We start from the raw sequence: 22,361 nt of genomic DNA on the forward strand, positions 1-22,361 counted from the left end.
ACGCCATCACCTCTAACACCTACCATGAATACCAACTTGCTACGCACGTTGCTGTCCGGCCTTGCGCTCGCCAGCCTCACCGGGCCCTCGTTCGCCCAGACCACCCCGCCGGTGGACAATTCCCCGCCGACCGACGGCGAAGTCCTGGAGCTCGAACGCTTCAAGGTGACCTCCGGCGTCGACGTCGAGGCGATCGTCCTGCCCATCGCCCGCCCGTTCAACTCGGTGTTCGGCACCGATGACAACATCGTCGACGTGCCGCGCAACGTCACGATCATCTCCCGCCAGCAGCTGAGCGACATCAGCATCGAGAGCGTGCTGGACTTCTCCAAGCTGACCTCCAGCGCCTTCACGACGACCAACTTCGGCGCGCCGTCCAACGCCAGCATCCGCGGCCAGTCGGCCGACGTGTTCCTGAACGGCGTGCGCTCGCGCATCACCTCCAACGGCAACGGTCTCCCGGTCGATTTCAACTCGGTCGAGTCCGTGAACATCGTCAAGGGCCCCGCCACCGCGGTGCAGGGCGCCTCGATGTACGTCGGCGGCTTCATCGATCTCGTCTCCAAGCGCCCGTACTTTGACAAGACCAAGGGCTCGGTCAGCGCGACCATCGGCTCCTACAACACCAAGCGCTGGACCGTCGACGTCGGCGGCCCGATCTCCAAGGAGCTGGCGTACCGCGCCAGCTATTCCGGCGAGGACAGCGACGGCTACTACGTCAACGGCTTCAAGAAGACCCACTCCTTCTACGGCGCCCTGAGCTACCGCCCGAACCCGAACTACGAGCTGTTCGTGAACAGCCAGTTCTTCGTCGCCAACTACACCGAAAACTGGGGCATCAACCGCGTGACCCAGAACCTGATCGACCACGGCCTCTACACCACCGGCATCAATATCAACAACGGCTCGGCTGGCTCGCCCTCCGACGCGCAGAACTCGTATCACGTCCAGGCCGGCGGCAACACCATCGCCTGGGGCCCCGAGGTGAAGATCAACCGTCACACCCGCCTGCTCCGTCCGTCCAACGACTCCTACGGCGAGGAGTTCAACATCCAGGCGATCCAGACCCTCAAGCTCTCGGCCGAGATGAAGCTGAAGAACACCTCGTTCTACAGCCACACGGAGCGCGACACGATCAGCACCTACTACTACTCCGAGATCATCGATCCCTCCTACTTCATGGAGAACCGCACGGAGTTCATCTATGACAGCCCGAAGTTCACGGTGAACACCGGCCTGGACCTCCGCTACCAGCGCACCAAGGCCTATGACGACTACTTCTTCGAGCCGGCCAACGTCTGGGACATCACCAAGGACGTGAACTTCATCAACGTCTACAACTCCGCCGCGTTCGTGAACGGCGGCCGCGGCTTCGCGGTCCCCGGCTGGCCCGGCCGCTTCGCCCAGCCCGGCCTCTTCAACGGTGACACCAACGACTCCAAGGGCACGACGATCGGGCCCTTCGCCCAGTCCACCTGGAACATCAACGACAAGTGGAGCCTCGTGACCGGCGTGCGCGTCGACTACTTCAAGGCCAAGGTGCGCGAACCGCTCCTGCCCCCGTTCGTGCGGGATGAGATGAGCGTGTCGCTGCCCAACTACAACGTCTCGCTGATCTACAAGCCCACGACGACCTCGAGCGTCTACGCCACCTACAACAACTCGAAGAACACCTCGGGTGCGGTCGGCAACGGCGGCGGCATCACCGGCTGGGACGGCAACAACTTCGGCCAGCTCGACAAGGAGCTCTTCCAGCAGCCCAGCGAGCTGTACGAAATCGGCACCAAGTACGCCCTCGCCGGCAACACCGTGTTCCTGAACTTCGCCGCCTACGACCAGAAGCGCACGGCCAAGAGCACCAGCTCCACCGTCGTCCAGGAATACCACTACAAGGGCTTCGAGGCCGAGCTGAACTACCAGCCGAACAAGCACATCTACGCCACGATGTCGTACTCCTACATCGATGCCGAGGCCTCCGTCGGCTTCCAGTACGCGATGTTCGACCCGGGTGAGCTGCCGCCGGGCAACTCCACCAACGCGGCGATCATGTTTGGCAACACCGCCAAGGTCTCCGGCCTGCCCTCCCACCTGTTCAACGCCCTCGCCTCGTACTCGTTCGACAACGGCTTCTCGGTCAGCGCGAACGCCGTCCTCACGGGCGAAATGAACAACAACACCGCCGGCAGCCTCGTCATCCCGTTCCAGTACACGATCGACGCCTCGGCCTCCTACGCCTGGAAGGACTGGAACTTCCGCATGCAGATCCTGAACGTCACCGACGAGGAGAACTGGTCGCCGCCGAACGCCGTTTACGGCAACGGCTCGATCCTGGCCCTCCCCGGCACCCAGGTCCAGTTCTCGGTCAAATACAGCTTCTGATTTCTGGCCATATCCCCAAGGCCGCCCCTCACCGGGCGGCCTTTTTTTTGGACCGGTGCTTCGTTTGGGTGGGAGCGAGCTCGCTCGCGACTCGACACCCCGGGTGTCGCGAGCAAGCTCGCGACTGTCTTTTGTAGGGCGGGGTCGCCGAACCCCGCCTTCGTTCGACGGTGATATCACGTTCGAGGCGGGGTTCGGCGACCCCGCCCTACAACCTGATCCCACGCCACTGAGCTATTTTATTTCCTCCCCATGAAATCCCGCTCCCTGCTTCTGTTGCTCCTGCTCGTCACCGCCCGCCTGGCGGCCGGCCCCAACGCCATCGTCATCCAGACCGACTTCGGCACGAAGGACGGTGCCGTCGCCGCCATGAAGGGCATCGCCTTCGGGGTCTCGCCCGGGCTGCCGATCTTTGATCTCAGCCAGGATAATACGCCCTACAACATCTGGGAGGCGGCTTACCGCCTGAAGCAGACCGCCACCTTCTGGCCCGCCGGCACGGTGTTCGTCTCCGTGGTCGACCCGGGCGTCGGGACCGAGCGCTCGTCGATTGTGCTCCAGACCAAGAGCGGACATTTCTTCGTCGGCCCCGACAACGGCACCTGGACGCTGGTGGCCGAGGAACTGGGCGTCGCCGCCGTGCGCCGCATCGACGAGACGACCAACCGCCGGGCCGGTTCCGAGAAGAGCTATACGTTCCACGGCCGCGACATCTACGCCTTCGTCGGCGCCCGACTGGCCGCCGGCCTGATCCCCTACGAGCAGGTCGGGCCGCTCCTCGAGGCGAAGGTCGTGAGCCTGCCTTACCAGAAGGCCACCCGCGAGGGTGCCGCCCTGCTCGGCACCATCCCGATGATTGATTTCCACTATGGCAATGTGTGGACGAACATCCCCGACACCCTCTTTGAGGCGCTGACGCCCGCGCCCCAGTTCGGCGAGACCTTTACCGTCACGATCTTTCATGACGGCAAGGAGGTCTGGCGCGGCCCCATGCCCTACGCCCGGACCTTTGGCGAAGTGCCCGAGGGTTCGCCGCTGCTTTACCTGAACAGCCTGCTCAACGTGGCCTTCGCCCTCAACATGGGCAGCTTTTCCGAGACCCACGGCCTCTCCTCCGGCGGCGCCTGGACCGTGCGGGTCGAGCGGGCGAAGTGAGTTTCTTGTAGGGCGGGGTCTCCGAACCCCACCTCGAACGTGATATCACGGTCGAACGAAGGCGGGGTTCGGAGACCCCGCCCTACACTTCCCGCCCTCTGGCCCGCCGCCTGCTGAACCGCCCCCATGGACATCCTACCCCCGCCGGCTGCGCCGGAGAAAAACACGACGATCCTCTATGGCCTGGAGGACAAGATCCCGCTCGGGCCCTCGGTGCTGGTCGGGGTGCAGCATGTGTCCGCCATGGTGGTCGGTACGGTCACGCCGCCGCTGATCCTGGCGGGCGCCCTGAAGTTTTCCCCGGCCGACACCGCCTATCTCGTGAGTATCGCGCTGCTGGCCTCGGCTTTTGGCACCTGGCTGCAATGCCGCCGGCGCGGCCCGGTCGGGTCGGGTCTGCTGAGCGTCACGGGCACGAGCTTTGCGTTTCTCCAACCGTTGTCACTGGCGGGCCAAGCCGGCGGGCTCGCACTCATGCTGGGCGTTTCGTGCGTGACGGCGCCGCTGTTGATTTTGCTGGCACCCTTCATCGCGCGCCTGCGGCGCGTCTTCACGCCGCTGGTCTCGGGGGTGGTGGTGCTGCTGATCGGCGCCTCGCTGATCCCGACCGCCTTCTATGGGTTAGCGACGCCAGTGGCGCCCGACGCGCCGCCGTGGCTGGGCCTCGTGGTCGGTCTGGTGGTGGTGGCGGTGATTGTCGGCGCGCAGGCCTCGGGCCGTGCCTGGGCGCGCATCGGCGGCGCGGCGCTCGGTATCATCGCGGGTTGTGCCGTGTGCGGGTGGTTTGGCGGCCTGCGGGCGCCGGAGGCCGGTAGCGGCGCGTGGTTCACGCTGCCGCGGTTTTTCCCGCATGGGTTCGCCTTCGATTGGAAATTTGTGCCGCCGTTCCTGTTCATCACGCTGGTATCGATGCTGGAGGCGATCGGTGACATCACCGCCACCTCGCAGCTCTCGGGCCTGCCGGGCAAGGGGCCCGACCATTGGAAGCGGATTTCGGGCGGGGTGCTGGCCGACGGCATCACGAGCACGGTGTCGGCGCTGTTTGGCGGTTTTCCCAGCGCGACCTATGCGCAGAACAACGGCGTCATCCAGATCACGGGCGTGGCGAGCCGCCGCGTCGGTTACGTGATGGCCGTGATCCTGGCCCTGCTCGGGTTGGTGCCGGCGGTGGGCCGCTGGATCACGGTGCTGCCGCCGCCCGTGCTGGGCGGGTTGGCGCTGATGATGTTCGGCCTCGTGGCGGTGGCCGGCGTGCGCCTGCTTTTCTCAGCGGGCCTCGGCCAGCGCGAGGGGGTGATCGTGGCCCTGTCGCTCGGCATGGGCCTCGGTCTGCCGACGCAACCCGCTCTGCTGGCGAGTCTCCCCGGCTGGTTGCACGGCTTGCTGGAGTCCGGGATCTCTGCCGGCGGGCTCACCGCGCTGGTACTGACGCTCGCTTGGCCGGGACCGGTGAGCGCGAAGGATTGAAATGGAGCCCGGGGGTTCTCGCCCCGCCTCTCAAACGTGGGGCCGAGCTTGCTCGATCCTATGGCGTATCATGTCGCAACCTCAGGACCGACCAAGCTTGGTCCCGACGGAAACAAGGCCGGCTCTCAGGCGGTGAAGCCTCGGCCGAGCCCGAGCCGCGCCAGCTGGCGGCGGTATTCCACGGAGGTTCGGTCGGCCTTCACGTGGACTTCCTCGCCGAGGTCGATGGGCAGGTCCTCGGGATTCTGTCGCTCCACGATCCGCTGGTCCTCGGCGTAGACCTTTTGTTGAAAGGCGATCAGGTCCGCGACGGGCTGGTCGCGGTCGAAGTTGCGCGCGACCACCGCAAACACGCGGGTGCGGCGGGCCGAGACCGGACACGCGGCGTTGAACACCACAAGCCGGCCGCCGGCCGGAAAGTCGACGGACAGATGGGCGGTGAAGGGAAGATGCAGCTGGTAGATGCGCCGCCAGGTCTGTTGCGCGGCCGCAGGATCGCTCACGTTGCCCACGCGGCTGGCAAACTCGGCGCGCACCCCGCGGGGCGTCGCCTCAACCTCATAGCGGGGCACCACGGGATCGCTGGCGGCGAAGGTGGTGGGATGAACAAAGGTGAAATGCGCCACGTCGCAGAAGCTCTCGACCTGTCGGCCGGCTGACGCATCCCAGTCAAAGGGCGGCACGGTCACGATCTGGAACGCCGGGTCGACGTGCTCGGGGAAGTCCGGCACCGTGTCCGGTTGCGCCCCCGGATCGAGACTGACCCAGACAAGGCCGTGGCGTTCGCGCGCGGGAAAGACCCGGAGGGCCAGCTTGCCCGGGATCGGAGCGTTCGGATGGGCCGGGATGAGCGTGCAGCGGCCGGTGCCGTCATAGCGATAGCCGTGGTAGGCACAGGCGATGGCACCTTCCTGCATGCACCCGAGGCTGAGGGGCGCACCGCGATGCACGCAGAGATCGGCCGCAACCGTGAGCCCGGTGGCGGTACGGTAGAGTACGAGATCCTGGTCCAGCAGGCGGGCGGCGAACGGCGCCGTTGCGGTCACATCTGCCGATAGCGCGACCGCATGCCAGCAGCGTGCGAGCACGGTCCAGTCGGTGGCGGGAAACGTACAGTTCCGGGGCGGGGTCATGCGATTAACTCCATCGGCTCCTCGGGCGGCTTCGCTATCCAGGGCATCGCGACAAACACGGCGGCCATCGTGATGCAGGCGTTGTCCCAGAAGGGCGGGGGTGCGGCGAAGCGTTGGGGGTCCATCTTCTGCAGCAGCCCAAACGGACAGGCCCCCTCGATAGGGAGGTGGGTCTCGGTTTTGGGCAGGCGCAGGAGAAATTCCGCAAGGCCTTGCTCCGCAAGGTAAGGCATAAACGCAAGGTGCACGAATCATGCCAGAGGGGGCATGGCCAGACGCTCCCGCGGCAGGTTCCCTGGGCCATAAAGCCTGGGCGAAGGAGGCTTGTCACCCGTCACCTCCCCGCGACACAGTCGCGCGACGCCTTGGGGGCCGGTAGCTTAACGGTTAAAGCAGGGGACTCATAATCCGTAGAAGAAGAATCGGAATTTGTGATGAAGAATCGAAGTGATGATTCTGCCCATCAGTGATTTTCGTAGATCGATTTGCTTGTTGAGACAGCAGCCTCTCAAACAGTTTTGGCCACTTCTTGGCCATATTTGATCCGCAGGGCTCAAAAATGGGTGCATTGGGTGCACTTGGTAGACACCGGGGGTCAACCATTATTGAATTCGCTTTGGATGCTCTTCTGCAACGGGCCTAGGCTGGCGCGTAGGGCTGCCGACGTTACATCCTTTTCCCAAAGGCTGATCACCAACGTGGCTACGCCGTTGCCAATCAAGTTGGTGATCGCGCGGCACTCACTCATGAAGCGATCGACGCCGAGCAGCAGCGCCATGGCTTCGACCGGGATGCCAGGCATAGCCGCGAGGGTGGCCGCGAGCGTGACGAAGCCAGCGCCTGTTACCCCGCTGGCTCCCTTGGATGTTAGCATCGCCACGCCGAGGAATGTGAGTTGCTGCCCAACACTAAGCGGGGTATTGGTGGCTTGGGCTAGAAACACAGCGGCCATAGCCATGTAGATGTTGGTACCGTCGAGATTGAAGCTGTAGCCCGTCGGAATCACCAACCCCACGGTGGACTTTTGGCAGCCGAGCGCCTGTAGCTTGGCGATCATGCCGGGCATGGCGGTTTCGCTGGAACTGGTGCCAAGCACGAGCAGCAACTCTTCCTTAATGAACGCGAGAAAGCGGAAGAGGGAGAAGCCGCACGCCCGCGCGATTCCGCCCAGAATCACGAAAACGAAGAAGCCCGATGTCACATAGAACCCCGCCATCAGGGCCAAAAGACGGTGCAGAGAACCCAGGCCGTAGCTGCTCACCGTGAAAGCCATCGCCCCGAAGGCCCCGACCGGGGCAAGCCGCACTATGATGGCCAGGATTCGGAATAGCATCGTCGAGAGGAGTTCGAGGCCGCGGATGAGCGGAGCGGATGGAGTCCCCATCCCTGCCAGCGCCAAGCTAGTTAAGAGTGCGACCAGCAGAACCTGCAGCAGGTCTCCGCCCACAAAGGCCTCGAAGATGGTCTTGGGGATAATGTTCAGGACGAAGCCCACGCCCGAGAGGGACTGGGCGTTTCGGGCAAACTCCCGGGTGGCATCGGGAGCCAACTGGGCCACATCCACATTGAACCCTTCACCTGGACGGAGGCTGTTGACGACGACCAGGCCTACGATGAGCGCCAGGGTCGAAACAATTTCGAAGTAGACCAAAGTGCGCAGGCCGACACGACCGAGTTTTCGCATGTCGCCGACAGAACCGAGCCCGAGCACGATTGTGCAAAATACGATCGGCGAGATGAGCATCTTCACCAACTTGACGAAACCGTCGCCCAGGGGCTTCAGGTATTTACCCTGCTCTGGTGCCAGCCAGCCAACAATAATGCCGGCAGCTACAGCGACAAGCACCTGCAAATACAGGGTCCGGTACCAAGGTGTCGGGGCGGAGGCGGGAGCTTGTGGGGACACGGAAATGCAATGCTTGGCTTGGGAATCTTGTCCTCTCGGCAAGCGACGCTCAACTCACTGGGTGGGTTTTGGGTTGCGGGCGTGTGCTGCTGAAAGCAAATGGGGGCACAGCAGCGCGGCGAGCACCTTGTAGCCCGCCGCATTCAGGTGCAGTTTGTCCTCGGCGAAGAGCGCGGGCGAAGGCTTACCATCAGCGGCCAGAAACGAGGGATAGGTTTCGATGAACTCCAGCGCAGGCGTATGCCGGCAGAAGTTGGCGATAAGCGAGTTGGTCTCGCGAAACTTGTGGCGCAGGTGCCAGCGCTGGGGATTGTGGTAGATCCCGATGTAGCTGATGGGGACATCCGGCAAGGCGCGCCGCGTGTGTTCCACAAAGCGTTGGAAGTCGGCCAGCACTTGCTCCGGGGAATGGCCGTCGGCTAGGTCATTGCCCCCGGCGAACAACACGATCTGCCGCGGCGCATAGGGAAAGGCGATGCGCTGGAGATTCAGAGTGACCTCCGCCAGCCGCGCGCCGCCAAAGCCGCGATTGATCACCTCAAAACTGGCGAAGTCCTCCTGGAGGGTTACCCAAAGCCGGATCGTCGAGCTGCCGAGAAACAGAATCTGTCCAGGAAGCGGCCGTTGCGCGGCATCAGCCTCTTCATAGCGCATGATCTCGCTCGCAAAGCGCTGTGGGTCGCGCGGGAGCGGTTCGGCCCAGGTCGTGCTAGCCCCGCCGAGCAGAAGGAATATAATGTATATCCAGCGCTGGCGGAGGACGAAATAATTCATGACCGGAAGGTATTAGCGTTGGGCCGGTAGTTCGGCCCGGAATGGTGCAGCCGGCAGTCCTTCCTGATTGATCAGGTTAGCGTCGGGATTGCGGGCCCACGCGTAGCGCACAGTCGTCGGGTGCGGGATGGCGCTCGATCTGACGACAACGCTTGCGCCCTCAATGGAGGCTTCGGCGGACACATAATCGCCGGCCGGGGTTTTCAGCTCGAAGCCGCGAATAGGTTGCCCATCGCGGGTCGAAAGGCCGCCCCCGACTTCTTTGAAGGTGATCCGCAAGCCGGAATCCGAGGACGCTAGACCGGCGAACATCGGGCCCGTCCAGATTGTGTCCTCGCCATACGCCACGTGGCGGGCCAACCGGTAGAGGCGTTCGCCGAACGGGCGCTTATCGGCGGGGTGAAGATCCGCTGGATCGCCGATGTCGAGCGTGACCGCAAGGCCGACATTGGTCAGCTGCGTTGCCATGGCCTGCGCCTCACGCAGTTCGGCCCAATCGTAGTCCGTCGTGCTTGGTAGTTGGACGATGAGGAAGGGGAAATCGCCCTGACCCCATTGCCAGCGCCATTCTTGAATGAGGGCGGGAAGAAGGGTCTGATATTCCACCGGGCGGCCTGCGTTGCCCTCACCTTGATACCACAAGGCTCCGCGGAGGCCGTAACCGACGATGGGGGAGATCATGCCATTGAAGAGCGCCGTGGGTTCGCGCTGGTAGTAGCGTGGCACGATCAGCGTCGGCTCGAAACTGCCGTCGTATCGCCACGGCCCCAGCAGGGAAAGTTGCACCGAGCCATCAGCGGCGGTGAGCGTAGGTTGATCTTCACCCTTGCCCAGCTGGCCGGCCGACCATTCGGAGTAGAGCCGGATCGAAATGGAGTTGGCGCCGGCCCTGACGAGGCGGCCGGGCACGCGGTACTCGCGCACGCCGCTCCAACGATGCGAGCCCACGAGTATCCCGTTGAAGTAGGTTTGGTCCCATTCGTAGCAGCGGCCGAGGTTCACGATTAGGTCCCGGCCGGCCGCAGCGGGCGGCACCTCGACGGACTTTCTCAGCCAGACGATGGCATAGTCGGGCAGTTTCATCGTGGCCGCGCTGAGGGGATAGTTGGCAACGGGCCAGGCCTGGTCATCAAAGTCAGCCCGGTGGGCGCCGTGCTGAACGCCAGCCGTGCCTTTCTCGAAAACGGCGTCGCGCTCGGCGTCAATGCGCAGAGAGGCCTGTTGTCCGGCTGCCCAGTCCTCGTTCGAGGCCAGGATGCTTTGCACCCGCTCGGAAAAGGCGGGCAGCACCGCAAGGCTCTGATAGCTTGTCCAGGCTTCCGCCGGCGTGCCGCTCCAAGTGGCGTTGATGATACCGACCGCGACGCCGCGCTCGGCGTGCAGCCTGCGCGCAAAATGAAACGCCACGGCGGAGAATCCCCCGGCGGTCCCCGGCGAGCACATCTGCCACGCAGTTTGCTCCATCCGGTCGAGCCGCGTTCGGCTCACGACTTGGGGCACCCGGAGGTTGCGGATGTTTGGCAAGTCAGCCGCCGCGATGTCGGCCGCAGCACCAGTAGCCATGCTCAGGCGGAAATCCATATTGGACTGACCGGATACCAGCCAAACCTCACCAACCATCACATTGGTGAATGTTGTGGTATTCCGGCCTCGGATCTTCATGCGGTGAGGTCCACCCGCTGGCAATGAGGGCAGGGTGATTTTCCAGCGACCATCCGTGTCGGTCCGGGTCTCGCTGGTGGTGCCGGCGATCTCGATGCGGACTAAAGCGCCAGGGGAGCTGCGGCCCCACACAGGATTCGGCTGATTCTGCTGCAGCACCATGTTGTCGCCAAACATGCCTGCGATTTCCCATTTCGGGTCTTCGGGCGCTGCTGTCAGCAGACAAGTGATCGAACTCATGAGCAACAGGAGGTGAAAGAATGCGGGTTTCACGGGTCGTAGGGGGCGTTGGCTACTGCTCGTAGGGTCCAATGTCGTTTGGTTCAGGAGGCAGGACTAAGTCCCTGAAGTCGTGCGCACTGGCACTGGAGTGACCGAGGAGCGACCGGTCGAGTTTCAGCGCAGCGTTGAGCAAGGGGGAGCCGGGCTGGGGCAGGAATGCCGTCATGGCGGACAACTCGGTCGTCCGGGTTGCCGCATGGCCTTGTTCGAGCGCGTCCAGTTTCGGATCAGCTTGGTGACCGACAGCCTGCCCATTGTGCGTCTCCGGGTTGCCTTGGGCCCCTCTCCATTCCGTCAGGGACGAGAATGATTCCGTCCCCCAGCGCCACTGAGCCAAACCTTGCTTGGTCCAGTAAAGGTTGCCCTTGAAGATCACCTTGTCTGTGTGTCGGTCGATATCGATCAGCTTGGTGCCGCCGGTCCGGACAAACACATTATTGTAGAACGCGGCTTCGAGGGGCTTGGATTCAAAACCCATTTTCACCGCGCTGCCGGCAGTCTCGTCACAAACCACCAGATTGTTGTGAAAGACTACATCGCGACAACTCGCGGCCGTCGGATTCCCGTTCCAAATTCCCAATCCCGACTGGCCCCGGGCCCGGCCGTCGTTCCAGCTGATGTTGTAGCGCACCGTAGCGTTGACGATGGGTGCAGCACCCTCGAACTCGCATACTAGATAGCCGTAACCCTCGTTGTTGTAGGAGAAACAGGATTGGATCACGCAGTTGGTGGAGCCACCATCAATGTCGAAGCCTCCGCCGTCCTGCACTCCCGGTGTGCTCTTCTGGTTGTAGACCAGGCAATGTTGGATGGTCACGCTATCGGCCCCCCAGCACCAGATGCCTACTGGTCCGCCGCCGTCCCTGTCGTTGGTGCCACCGCCGTTGTCGTGGGCAACGCAGTGCTCGATCAAGCCGCCTTTGGTACCCGCCATGATGATGCCCGAACCGGAATGCGGGCCCTTCAGCGTGGGATCTCCGTAGCACTGCGAAACGGTGGTGCGCAGGATCTGGAGATTGCGGTGGGATTGATTTTCCGCGCTGCCCGGCATGCGGCCAAAGCTGACAATGCCATCCGCCAGGCAGGACTTCACGGTGCAATCACTGATGACCACGTCCGCAAAACCACTGTAGGAAGGATCGTCGGCCCCGATCGAGATGCCTAGGTAGAACCAGGTGACCAACAAGCCTTCGAATCGGAGCCCAGACAGCTTGCGGCCGTCCTTGAGGTCGCACCAAAGCGAAACGCCATCGCGCTCGGTGGCGTCGGAGACTTCGGGGCCACGGCCCAGCAGGTGGAGATTTCGAATGGTGATGCCGGCCGTGTTTTGGATGCTGATACCATGCTGGCCGCGGGGGGGCATGATGATGGCACGATCGGTGCCGCCAAAAATGTCGATGATGATGGGGTTGGCCGCAGTGCCTTGATCATCCGGCAGAAAAACCAATCCTGCATCCAGGAATTTATCCCCGGACATTAACCAGATCCGGTCGCCGCCCTGAAGCTTGAGTTGGTTGATTTTGGCCAGGGACCGCCAGGGCGTGGTCGATTTGGTCCCCGTGTTGCGGTCATCACCGTGGGTGGAACTCACATAGTATTCCCGGGCCGCCAGAGATTGGCCGGCAAGCACGAGGGACAGCAGTAACATTCCGCGGTGAATTTTCATGGCTTGGAAAGCGACGCTGCGGTATGGCTGCCCGGTTAGACGACCCCGCGCCGGGCTTCCAATTGTCGGCGTACCTCCGCCGCACGCTCGCGCGAGAGCGGATACTTTTTCAGCATGATGATGCAGGCGACCGCCGCCAGGGCGGGAGCGACGGTCAGAAACAGCCGCATGGCGAGGATGGTGCTGGGAGACTGATCCGCCTTGAGCGCCACATCAAAGCCCACCCAATTCAGGACCAGGCCGGTGATCATGAAGGCGAACGAGGTCCCGGTCTTGGTCAGCCAGGAAAAGACTGCGCCGAAAAGACCCTCGCGGCGCTGGCCGCTGGCAAGTTCGTCCTCGTCACAAATATCGGCAAACATGGATTGAACCACCATGGAGATGGCCACCCAGAGCGCGCCGCCGCCGAGCACCGGGTCCAGCACCACCCACCAGCCCGTGCCGGGCCGGAAAATCCACCAGCGCGCACAGGCGCCGACGATCAGCAAGCTCAGTACCGCGATCATGGTGGTTTCCTTGCCGATGCGCTTGGAGATGGCCGCGAGGATGGGAATCGAGATCAGGCCGACGATGCCGTACGACGAGGAGAGCACGCCTTTCCAGAACGAGCCCTGCACCAGGTCGCCATGGCAGACATAATAAACCAGCAGGTAGTAATCCATGCTGCTGGCCAGCATGCCCACCATGTACGTGGTGACGACCATGGCGATGAGGTAGCGGAAGGGCCGGTTGGCAAACGCGGCCTTGATCGTGGGCCAGAAGCGGACTTTTTCCTGCTGGGCGGCCATGGTGGCGAACCGTTCCCGCCCCGCCAGTCCCGCAATGATTCCCGGCACCGCCAGGAAAAACACCGCCACCCCCCAAGCCACGGACCTCACGCCAATCATGGGGGTCGCGAAGATGGCAAGTTGCGACAGGGGAAAGACCCACGAGTAAGTCAGTTCACCGAGGCGATTGAAGAAGGAGCTGAACCCCTGGACCCGGGTCCGCTCGTCATAGTCGGGCGTGATCTCGTAGGAAAGACTTTGCAGCGGGACAAAAAAGACCGAGTGACAGAAGAAGAACAGGATCGAGGTCGCCACAAACCAGCTGAGTTGCCCCACCTGACTCCAGCCGGTCGGAACCATCCAGATAAGACCAAACGTCAAAGCCATGCCGATGGAGCCGATCACGATAAACGGCCGGCGCCGACCAAAGCGCGACCGGGTGTTGTCGGAGATGTTGCCGACAATCGGATCCACAAAGGCGTCGAGCACCCGGGGCAAGGCCAGAGCCAATCCGAGCCAAGCCGGATTCACACCGAGCGTCATCTGGTAAACCGGTGTCGCCATCGCCTGCACCCCGATGGTGGAGTAATACGAGGCAAGGCCGCTCAATCCGAAAAGGGAAAGATAGCCAAAACTGAGGTGATCACGACTTGCCGGAGTGGGTTTCATTGCGAATTGGTGCGGTAATCAGACGGGTTGGACCCGGCGGGGAAATCCAGGGGTCGCGACGCAGGAGGGATTTTTTAGACCGGGTTACTTGCTTGGGAATTCGGAGATCAGCCTGTGGTGGTGGAGCCATTCTCCGACGCGGTGCGGCCAGCCGGAGGCGGGGCCATGGCCGAGCTCCATGCCAATACCATGCGGGCCGGATTCGAAGGCATGAAATTCCGCCGACACACCGGATCGGGTCAGGGCTTGGTACAAGAGGAGACTGTTCTCGATCGAAACCTCGGTGTCAGACTGAGTATGAACCAGCAAGGTGGGAGGAGTCGAGGGCGTGACTTGCAGCTCTGGTGACAGCAAGCGAAGCAGGTCGGGCGCGGGAGAGTCACCCAGCAGGGCCGTGCGGGATCCGAGGTGAGTGGCCCGGCCGCTCATGGTGATCACCGGGTACAGCAAAATCAGGAAATCCGGCCGGGCGCTCAATGCGTCGAGCGGATCTCCGGTGCGCCCGGCAGGGTGGTCGTAAAGGGTGCCGGCCGTGGCCGCCACGTGACCGCCTGCCGAGCTGCCTAGCAACCCGATCCGCAGTGGATCGAGGCCAAACTCCGCGGCCCGGGAGCGGACGAGGCGCACCGCCCTCAACGCATCCTGCAAGGCTGCGGGATGGCCGTATTCCTTCAGGCGGTATTTCAGGACAAAGGTGGTGATGCCGAGGCGATTAAACCACCTGGCATAGGTGTGACCCTCGAACTCCAGGGAAAGACTCCCGTAGCCGCCGCCGGGACAGATGATCAAGGCCGTGCCATTAGCTTGCCCAGCCTCAGGCCGACTGAGACTTAGCGTCGGAACCGTGACCTGTGTTAACCGACCTTCCACCAGCTGTTCCGCACCGAGGTCCGTCCGTAGATTCGGGACACCCTCCGGCCACAGGGGAATGGCTTCAGTGGGGCGGTGTTCATCCGCGCGGCTGGAAACGCCAAGCATCAGCAGCAGAAGCAGACCAAATTTCATGAGATTCGTGGGGTAGGACTAACAGACCATGCTGGCATCCAACCCCGGGTAAGGACAGTGGCGAAAAGGTTTAACTGTATAGCGATGACTTGCTCCAAGGCCCCGACCGTGTTTTGCCTGAGCCATGCGACGCGTGTCCATGCGGGAAATTGCGGCAGCCGCCAGGGTCAGTGTGATGACGGTCTCGCTCGTATTGCGCGAGCAAGGCCGGGTATCCGAGGCGATGCGGCAGAAGGTCAAGCAAACGGCCGACCAGCTGGGATATCGACCCGATCCCGCCCTTTCCGCCCTGATGACCTACCGGCATGAACGTCAGACTGTGCGCGACTACCAGACCCTCGCCTTTGTGAGCAATTTCTCCACCCAATATGGCTGGAAAGAAGAAATATACACCCGGCTCTATTTCGAGGGCGCGGTCAACCGGGCGGGAAAACTGGGCTATCGTGTAGAGCCGTTTTGGATGAGACAGCCGCGCATGACGCCGGAGCGGGCGACACAGATCCTGGAGTCGCGGGGCATCAAGGGGCTGCTCGTGGCCCCGGTGCCGGCGGCAGTCGCCCGGCTGGAACTCGATTGGGAAAAATTTTGTGCCGTCTCGCTATGTCGCAACCTAGCCTCGCCTGACATCAATGTTGTCGATCACAATCACTATCAGAGCATGACCTTGGCCTGGAGGGAACTGCGGCAGCGGGGCTATCGTCGTGTGGGCTATGCCATCAAGGAGTATTCAGAGGAAATCGCGGGCCGGCTCTGGCTCGGCACCATGCTGATCGAGCAACAGCGCGATCTAGCTCAGCAAAAGGGCATTCCTCCGCTGGTGGCCCCGGTTTGGAATCGGAAAGTTTTCGCGGCCTGGCTAGCCCGATACCGGCCGGATGTCGTGATCTCGCCCGATATCGCCGCCTATCGCTGGCTGCAGGAACTCGGGTGGAAGATTCCAGACGATATTGGTTTTCTCTGGCTGGAGGCCGTGCCCGATGAGGGCATCACGGGTGTTTGTCAGCATTTTGAAAACGTCGGCATCGCTTCGGTCGACCTGGTGCATCTGGAACTGATCCGCAGCGCCTATGGCATTCCATCTGTCCGCCAGACCATCGGCATCGATGGCAACTGGTATGAAGGCCGAACCCTGCGCCCCTCGGCCAGCGGATAAGGCGGGCCTGTCGGAGCCAGCCTCAGAGGCGGTTGCGCAGTTCGGCGGGCAGTAAGCGGTGACTCAGTTGCGCCAAGCCCGGATCGGATATGGACAAGTCAAAGGCGCGGCAAAGGACCAGGAGTCGGAAAAGGGTGGCAGGGGTCAGGAAACGCAACTTCGCTTCGTCCAGCTTCTCGAGGCAGCGGGCCACCTCCTCCCGGGCAAGTTCCGGGCGTTCCCCCTGGGCCAGCACAATGGCCAGGCTGACGCGGCGATCCCAGGCCAGGTTGCGGCTGGATCCACCCGCCAGATTTTCCATCAGTGTCTCGAAGATCTTGGTGAAGGCCGGCGGCCCGCCCCGGGCGCGTTCCACCTGGGCGAGTGCCACCAGCGCGCCAAGGTCCGCGGGGAATCGTTGGAGCGCCTGACCCGCGGCCGCGGCGAGTTCAAGCTGCTGCGTCTCCAGGAAATATTCTGCGGTCCGGCTTATGGCTGCGGCCGGATTTTCCTCGTCCGTCACTTCAAGAATGACGGTCCGATAATCCTCGAAACCGGGGATGCTGGGCAGCTGGTACGGCCGTGGCCTCAACCATGGCGGAAGGGCCCACCGATGAACCGCACTGATGAAGGTGTCCTCTGGTTTGGCGACCGACCAGCCGGCAAGCACCTCTAAATCATTGTCCCAAGACGGAAGGATAAGGTGGGTGACCCCGCGTTGATTGAGGAGTGCCTGCGCCTCATCGGCGGTGGTCGCGCTCACGATGCGAACCGCAGCGGCCAGGCCATCGCGGTTTTCCCAGTTGACCGTGCCAAGGCCGCGCCGCCCGCTGTGAAAACTCAGGTTGGGAGACAGTCCCGGGGGGGCCAGAAACACGTTTTCCGGCGCGGTGTGGTCGGCCAGCCAATGCGCCAGCGATCGCTCAAGAAGCCCTTCCACCTCCAACCGGGTAAATTCCACCTCACCATCCTGGGTGGATGAGGGCTTGAGCAACGCCAAGCCCGGCAGGAGCAACAGGCCCACACCTGCGGGCCAATGCCAGGGCAGGCGGGAAGTGGTGCCGCGGAGCTGGACAGCCACGACCATGGCCACGAGCAGTGAGAGCAACATCAGGTCAACCAGAGCCCACCAAGCGAGTTGGGACAGGGCGATGAGCAGCGTCACCAGGACAGGACCCAAGGCCAGCGCCAGGCTCATTCTGGCGGGGAGTGGCGTCCGGTGACTCGTGCACAACCAGATCGCCGGGCCGAGCAGCATGAGTGGAAGGCAGGTGGCGAGCAGTGCCGGGCTGAGTCCGTCGCGGCTAATCCAGGTGGCCATGCTTTTCGCCACGGTACCATTGGGCAGGAGAGTCAGTCGGGCGGCAGAGATATCGCCGAAAAGCAGGGAAGGCGATTTACTCCAGTGCATGGCCAACGGGAGCGCGGCCAGCGATGCCAGGACAAGTAGCAGACGCGCAGCCTGCGTCCAGGACCGGCGGGTCTTCCGGGATTGAGGATGGGCCCAGGCGAACTCCAGCACTTCACCCAGTCCGAGCCAGGCGAGACCATAGAGCGGGTGTACGGCGTGCAGCTGGAAGTCGAGGTGCGCGGGATAATACTCAATCAGATAGGCAGCCAGGCAGGTGGCGGATCCGCTGAGGCTCCAGAGCCGCCACGGTGGCGTGACTGCGGCGGTGGGGTCAGGTGCATTGCCTCGGCGAGCGAGCCAAGCGGCCAGCAGACCACCTAACGCCAGGCCGATGAGCAGGAGCGCCGCGTGCGACGGGCTGATCCACAGCCCAAGTCCACTCGTGACCCCCGCCAGACAAGACAGCGACCGGGAGCTTGTCCCACGATGGAAAGCGGCGAGCAGCGGCAGGATGGCGCCCACCGCCACCAGATTGGTCAGGTTGCGGTCATCCGGGGCCCCGGGCAGGAATCCGCCCGCCACCGGGTAGACCGTCACCAGCCCCAAGGCCAGCAGGAGGCATGGCCACGCACCAAAATGGAATGCGACAAACAAGGTTGCCCCCATGAGCAGCACCAGGTGCAGTAGTGGATCCGCCCAAAGGGCCGCCCGCTCGGTGGCCTGCCCGAGCGAAAGTTTGGAGAGTGCGTGATCGCACCAGGCAAGCAGGCCTAGCCACCAGCGATAGGGGGACGCGGCATGGACCTCCCGGCCGAATGGCGCGTTCTCCGTGTCGATGTGCCGGATGCGCCACTCCTTGGTGGCAAGCATCTGCTGAGTTTCTGCGATCCACTGGTAACTGCGGTCATGGCCCTCGGGCACGAGCAACCAACGTTTTCCTCCGGCATAGCCCGTCGGAGTAGTATCGTCTACCAGCGCGGCCTCGTGGTCGGTGTGCGTGACGGTTTCTACTCGTTGCACCCGCTGGACGGTGCACCACAGCAGCAACCCGCCGGCTCCCAACATCGTGAGCAGCCAAGTGCGGAGGGGAAACAGGTGGGGTTTGTTCATGGGGCGAGCTTGACGACAGGGCCGTCCAACGGGTCCGCACGCAAACTCAGGAAGTTCGGTGGATCAAGCTTAGTTCAAACCGATGCTCGCCGTCGCGCGCACTTGACTCACCTCCGCAATCTCTGTCCAACGAGCGTCGTCCCGAGCCATGAAATCTCGCTTCGCGCAGCCGACGACCCTGAAACTTCTGGTGAGACTGACGCCGAGTTTTCGTTTGATCCTCACCATGGTCTTCCCGGTCCTGCTGCCCGCGGCGACGCCGGCGGCCGGCATCAGCGAACAGGCCTTGGTGGCGCGGTCGGGCCCGCGCGGGGCCACGATGTTCCGGGCCATGCCGGCTTCGGAAACTGGAATCGTGACTGAGAACAACTATTCGGATCCGACAATGTGGGCTGAGCGGCACCGGGAACTGGAGCTCGGCGCCCTGGGAACCGGCGTGGCCATCGGCGACTATGATGGCGATGGCCGGCCGGACATTTTCGTCGTGAGCAAGACCGAGGGTAGCCGGATGTTCCGTAATCTTGGCGGATGGAAATTCGCGGACGTGACGGTGACGGCCAGAGTGGCCGATGTTGGCGAAGCGGCGGGTATCTGGAAGCAGGGCGTCACCTTTGCGGATGTGAACAACGACGGCTGGCTTGATCTCTACGTGTGCCGCTTCGCCGCGCCCAATCTGCTCTATATGAACCAAGGCGACGGCACTTTCCGGGAAGAGGCGGCGAGCCGCGGCCTGGCCGTCATGGACGCATCGGTCATGGCCGCCTTCTGTGATTTTGATCGGGATGGCTGGCTCGACGTTTTGCTCCAGACCAACCTGCTCGACGAGATCAAGCACCCCCAGGGGCAGAGAAATTACCTTTTCAAGAACAAGGGTGACGGCATCTTCGTCGACGTGTCCGAGCCAGCCGGGATCTCCGGCGAGGCGCAGGGACACTCGGTCGCGTGGTGGGATTACAACCACGATGGTTGGCCCGACCTTTACGTGGCCAATGATTTCGCGCCGGAGGACAAACTCTACCGCAACAATCGGGATGGCACTTTCTCGAATGTCATCGACCAGGCGGTCCCGCATACGCCGGCCTCATCCATGGGATCGGATCAGGGCGACATCAACAACGACGGTCTGATCGATTTGCTGGTGGCGGACATGGCCGCCACCACGCACGAGAAGGATCATCGCGGCATGGCCGCCACGCGCGGAATGGCGGTCGACCCCGTCCATCCTTCCTTGGCGCCGCAATACCCGCGGAATGCACTGTATCTTGCCACCGGCACCGACCGATGCCTCGAAGCCGCTTATCTTACCGGACTGGAGGCGACCGATTGGACCTGGTCGGTCCGCTTTGAAGACCTCGATAATGACGGGCGACTGGACCTGCACGTCACCAATGGCATGATCAATGAGTCGCACAACTCAGACCTACTGGGGCGGTTGATGCTGGCCCAGAATCCGGCCGAGAAAGTGCGCATAACCAAGGCCAGTCCACGGCTCGTCGAGGAGAACCTGGCCTTTCGCAATCTCGGCGACCTGCGGTTCGAAAGCGTGGGATCGGTCTGGGGCCTCAATGAGCGCGGGGTGAGTTTTGGGGCTGCTTTTGGAGATCTTGATGGCGATGGCGACCTCGACCTGGTTTATGCCAACTATCAAAAAGGCGTGACCGTCCTGCGCAACGACGCGGAGACCGGTCACCGGGTAGTATTCGCCTTGCGGGGCACGCGATCAAATCGTTTCGGGGTGGGGGCCCGGGTGCGGATTGAAACCGAGGCCGGCGGCCAGGTCCGCCAACTCGTGCTCGCTCGCGGTGTGTTGTCGAACTCAGAGCCGGTGCTTCACTTCGGTTTGGGCGAGGAGGAACGGATCAATCGGGTCACGGTGGAATGGCCCAGCGGCCAGACGCAGGAACTCACCGACCTGGCCGCCGACCGCAAATACACCCTCACCGAGCCCGCCGGCCCCGGCGAAACTCTGTTGGTGCAGAAGCCTGCGTCACGCGGACAATTCACCGATATGAGCCAGGCGGCAGGTTTGTCGGTGCTTTCGCGGGAATTTATGTTCGACGAACTGGTCCAGCAGCCGCTGCTCCCGTCGAGGCAGAATCAGCGTGGACCCGGTCTGGCCGTGGGGGATACCCGGGTCACCGGGCGGGCGGATATCGTGGTGGGGGGCACAGCCCGCGATCCGGCCAAGTTGCTCCATGCTGGGAGCGATGGACGGTTCACGACGAGCGAGATCCCGTTCCTGGCGACAGTGGGCCCGCTTAGCGACGGGCCGCTCCTGCTGTTTGAGGCCAATGGCGACGGGCATCCGGATTTGCTGGTGACGAAGGGCGGCAGCGCCCGGCCCGCAGGATCAGCAGAGTTTCAACCGCGTTTGCTCTACAACGATGGCACAGGCGTATTCCAACCGGCCCCCCCGGACCGCCTGCCCCCGTTGCCGTTCAGTGTGGGCGCGTTGGCGGCCGCGGATTTCAACCGGGATGGTCAGTTGGACTTGATCATCGGGGCACGCGTTTTGCCCGGACTCTACCCGTTAACGCCCCGTAGTGCGTTACTGGTGAATCGGGGCGGGCGCTTTGAGGATATAACGGAGATCATCGCGCCCGGTTTGCGTGAGGCCGGGATGGTGACTGCCGCGTTGTGGAGCGATGTTGATCGCGATGGCTGGCCGGACCTGCTGTTAACGATTGAGTGGGGACAGGTGTTATACTTTCACAACCGCGGTGGACAGGCGTTCGAAAACTGGACGGACCGGGCCGGGTTTGCCACCGGCGGCACGGGTTGGTGGAATTCGATTGCCGCCGCGGATTTCAACAGAGACGGGCGGAGCGATTTCGTGGTCGGAAATGTTGGTCTCAACACTCAATACCGGGCCGATGCCACCCATCCGGCCCTGCTGTTTGCGGGTGATTTCAAAGGGGACGGCACGATGCAACTGGTCGAAGGATATTTTGAAAAGAACCGGATGTTGCCGAGGCGTTCCCGCAAGGCGCTGGGGGCGTCGATCCCGGCCATTCTGAAGCGGTTAAATCGCAACGATTATTTTGCCCGCGCAACGCTGCCGGAGATCCTAGGGGATAAGGATCTTGCCGCGGCGCAGCGCTTTGCCGCCACCGAGCTCCGCAGCGGGGTGTTCCTGAGCCAGCCCGATGAGACCTATCGCTTTACCCCCCTGCCCCGTCTGGCCCAGATCGCCCCCATCAATGGCTTGTCCGCGGGTGATTTCGATGGCGATGGCTGCGCGGACATCTATGCGGTGCAGAATTCCTTTGCCCCGGTGCCGGCCGTCGGGCGCATGGATGGTGGCTTGAGCCTGCTGCTCCGTGGAGACGGTGCCGGGCAATTTGCCGCCGTGCCACCCGGCGAAAGCCATTTGCTCGTGGCGGGTGACGCCAAGGCGCTGGCGGTCCTCGATTTTGATCAGGACGGCTGGCCGGACTTTCTGATCACGCGCAATAACGGCACGACTTTGGCCTATCGGAACAACGGCCTGCCTGGAAGAAATTCGCTGTGCATTTCCCTCCGTGGCTCCAAAGGAAACCCTGCGGCAGTCGGGGCGCGGATTTCACTGCGGCTGTCCAATGGCCGCTGGCAATCCGCCGAAATCTATGCCGGATCCGGTTATTACAGCCAGTCAGCATCCTCGGTTTTCTTTGGCTGGCCCGAGGGAATTGTCCCTCAGGAAATTTCGGTCGTGTGGCCCACCGGCGATGTCACGAATTTGCCCGTGCCGAAGAATCCGGAAACCACTTGGCGCATTGACGCTCCTTGATTCTGAGGGTGGGCAGGAATGCGCGGTGATCGCTTTCTGGGTCTAGCAGGCAGCGATGGGTGAAACAGAGACAGCCCTGCGTGCAACAGGGTGGTTGAGTGCAACCATTGGACGAAAAGATATACAATTAAAGC

14 protein-coding genes are annotated in these 22,361 nt (G+C 62.8%); 5 read left to right on the plus strand and 9 right to left on the minus strand.

What is annotated here, in order from left to right; translation table 11 throughout:
* Positions 1–24: 24 nt before the first annotated feature.
* From Verru16B_RS06755 to Verru16B_RS06765, 3 genes are all read left to right on the plus strand, one after another.
* Positions 25–2,379 (plus strand): TonB-dependent receptor, encoded by a 2,355-nt coding sequence (locus Verru16B_RS06755; protein ID WP_157772291.1) that lies wholly within the window; start codon positions 25–27, stop codon positions 2,377–2,379.
* Between the two features lie 252 nt (positions 2,380–2,631).
* On the plus strand, positions 2,632–3,534 hold the full coding sequence (locus Verru16B_RS06760; protein WP_069961565.1) for an SAM hydrolase/SAM-dependent halogenase family protein: 903 nt from the start codon (positions 2,632–2,634) through the stop codon (positions 3,532–3,534).
* A gap of 126 nt (positions 3,535–3,660) precedes the next feature.
* Entirely contained in the window at positions 3,661–5,001 is a 1,341-nt protein-coding gene (locus tag Verru16B_RS06765) for a uracil-xanthine permease family protein (protein ID WP_069961566.1), read from the plus strand.
* A 125-nt stretch (positions 5,002–5,126) separates the two neighbouring features.
* Here Verru16B_RS06765 and Verru16B_RS06770 read toward each other — a convergent pair whose 3' ends face one another.
* The 8 genes from Verru16B_RS06770 to Verru16B_RS06805 all read right to left on the minus strand — a co-directional run bounded on the left by Verru16B_RS06770 (position 5,127) and on the right by Verru16B_RS06805 (position 14,865).
* On the minus strand, positions 5,127–6,134 hold the full coding sequence (locus Verru16B_RS06770; protein ID WP_069961567.1) for an aromatic ring-hydroxylating oxygenase subunit alpha: 1,008 nt from the start codon (positions 6,132–6,134) through the stop codon (positions 5,127–5,129).
* Positions 6,131–6,367, minus strand: coding sequence for a hypothetical protein (locus tag Verru16B_RS06775; RefSeq protein WP_069961568.1), 237 nt, complete (start codon positions 6,365–6,367; stop codon positions 6,131–6,133). The genes Verru16B_RS06770 and Verru16B_RS06775 overlap by 4 nt, the downstream gene beginning before the upstream one ends.
* 362 nt (positions 6,368–6,729) lie before the next feature.
* On the minus strand, positions 6,730–8,040 hold the full coding sequence (gene dctA, locus Verru16B_RS06780) for a C4-dicarboxylate transporter DctA (RefSeq protein ID WP_257785154.1): 1,311 nt from the start codon (positions 8,038–8,040) through the stop codon (positions 6,730–6,732).
* A 54-nt stretch (positions 8,041–8,094) separates the two neighbouring features.
* Positions 8,095–8,814, minus strand: a complete 720-nt coding sequence (locus Verru16B_RS06785; RefSeq protein WP_069961569.1) for a GDSL-type esterase/lipase family protein — start codon at positions 8,812–8,814, stop codon at positions 8,095–8,097.
* A 12-nt stretch (positions 8,815–8,826) separates the two neighbouring features.
* The gene (locus Verru16B_RS06790; protein WP_069961570.1) at positions 8,827–10,716 is read right to left on the minus strand and encodes a sialate O-acetylesterase; all 1,890 of its coding nucleotides are present in this window, start codon (positions 10,714–10,716) and stop codon (positions 8,827–8,829) included.
* 52 nt (positions 10,717–10,768) lie between these two features.
* Positions 10,769–12,424 carry a right-handed parallel beta-helix repeat-containing protein gene (locus tag Verru16B_RS06795; protein WP_083270162.1) on the minus strand — a complete coding sequence of 552 codons (1,656 nt, stop codon included), beginning with the start codon at positions 12,422–12,424 and terminating at the stop codon, positions 10,769–10,771.
* A gap of 35 nt (positions 12,425–12,459) precedes the next feature.
* Complete coding sequence (locus Verru16B_RS06800) at positions 12,460–13,800, minus strand: MFS transporter (RefSeq protein ID WP_069961572.1); 1,341 nt, start codon at positions 13,798–13,800, stop codon at positions 12,460–12,462.
* Between the two features lie 144 nt (positions 13,801–13,944).
* Positions 13,945–14,865, minus strand: a complete 921-nt coding sequence (locus Verru16B_RS06805) for an alpha/beta hydrolase (RefSeq protein ID WP_069961573.1) — start codon at positions 14,863–14,865, stop codon at positions 13,945–13,947.
* Between the two features lie 124 nt (positions 14,866–14,989).
* On the opposite strand from Verru16B_RS06805, the gene Verru16B_RS06810 reads away from it, so the two are divergent.
* The gene (locus tag Verru16B_RS06810; RefSeq protein ID WP_083270164.1) at positions 14,990–16,018 is read left to right on the plus strand and encodes a LacI family DNA-binding transcriptional regulator; all 1,029 of its coding nucleotides are present in this window, start codon (positions 14,990–14,992) and stop codon (positions 16,016–16,018) included.
* A 22-nt stretch (positions 16,019–16,040) separates the two neighbouring features.
* Here the strand turns inward: Verru16B_RS06810 and Verru16B_RS06815 are convergent, their stop codons facing one another.
* Positions 16,041–18,458 (minus strand): hypothetical protein, encoded by a 2,418-nt coding sequence (locus Verru16B_RS06815; protein ID WP_069961575.1) that lies wholly within the window; start codon positions 18,456–18,458, stop codon positions 16,041–16,043.
* A gap of 148 nt (positions 18,459–18,606) precedes the next feature.
* On the opposite strand from Verru16B_RS06815, the gene Verru16B_RS06820 reads away from it, so the two are divergent.
* A complete protein-coding gene (locus Verru16B_RS06820; protein ID WP_069961576.1) occupies positions 18,607–22,227 on the plus strand; it encodes a CRTAC1 family protein in 3,621 nt (1,206 codons plus the stop codon).
* Positions 22,228–22,361 lie beyond the last annotated feature (134 nt).

This window comes from Lacunisphaera limnophila (genome assembly GCF_001746835.1).
Lineage (GTDB): Bacteria > Verrucomicrobiota > Verrucomicrobiia > Opitutales > Opitutaceae > Lacunisphaera > Lacunisphaera limnophila.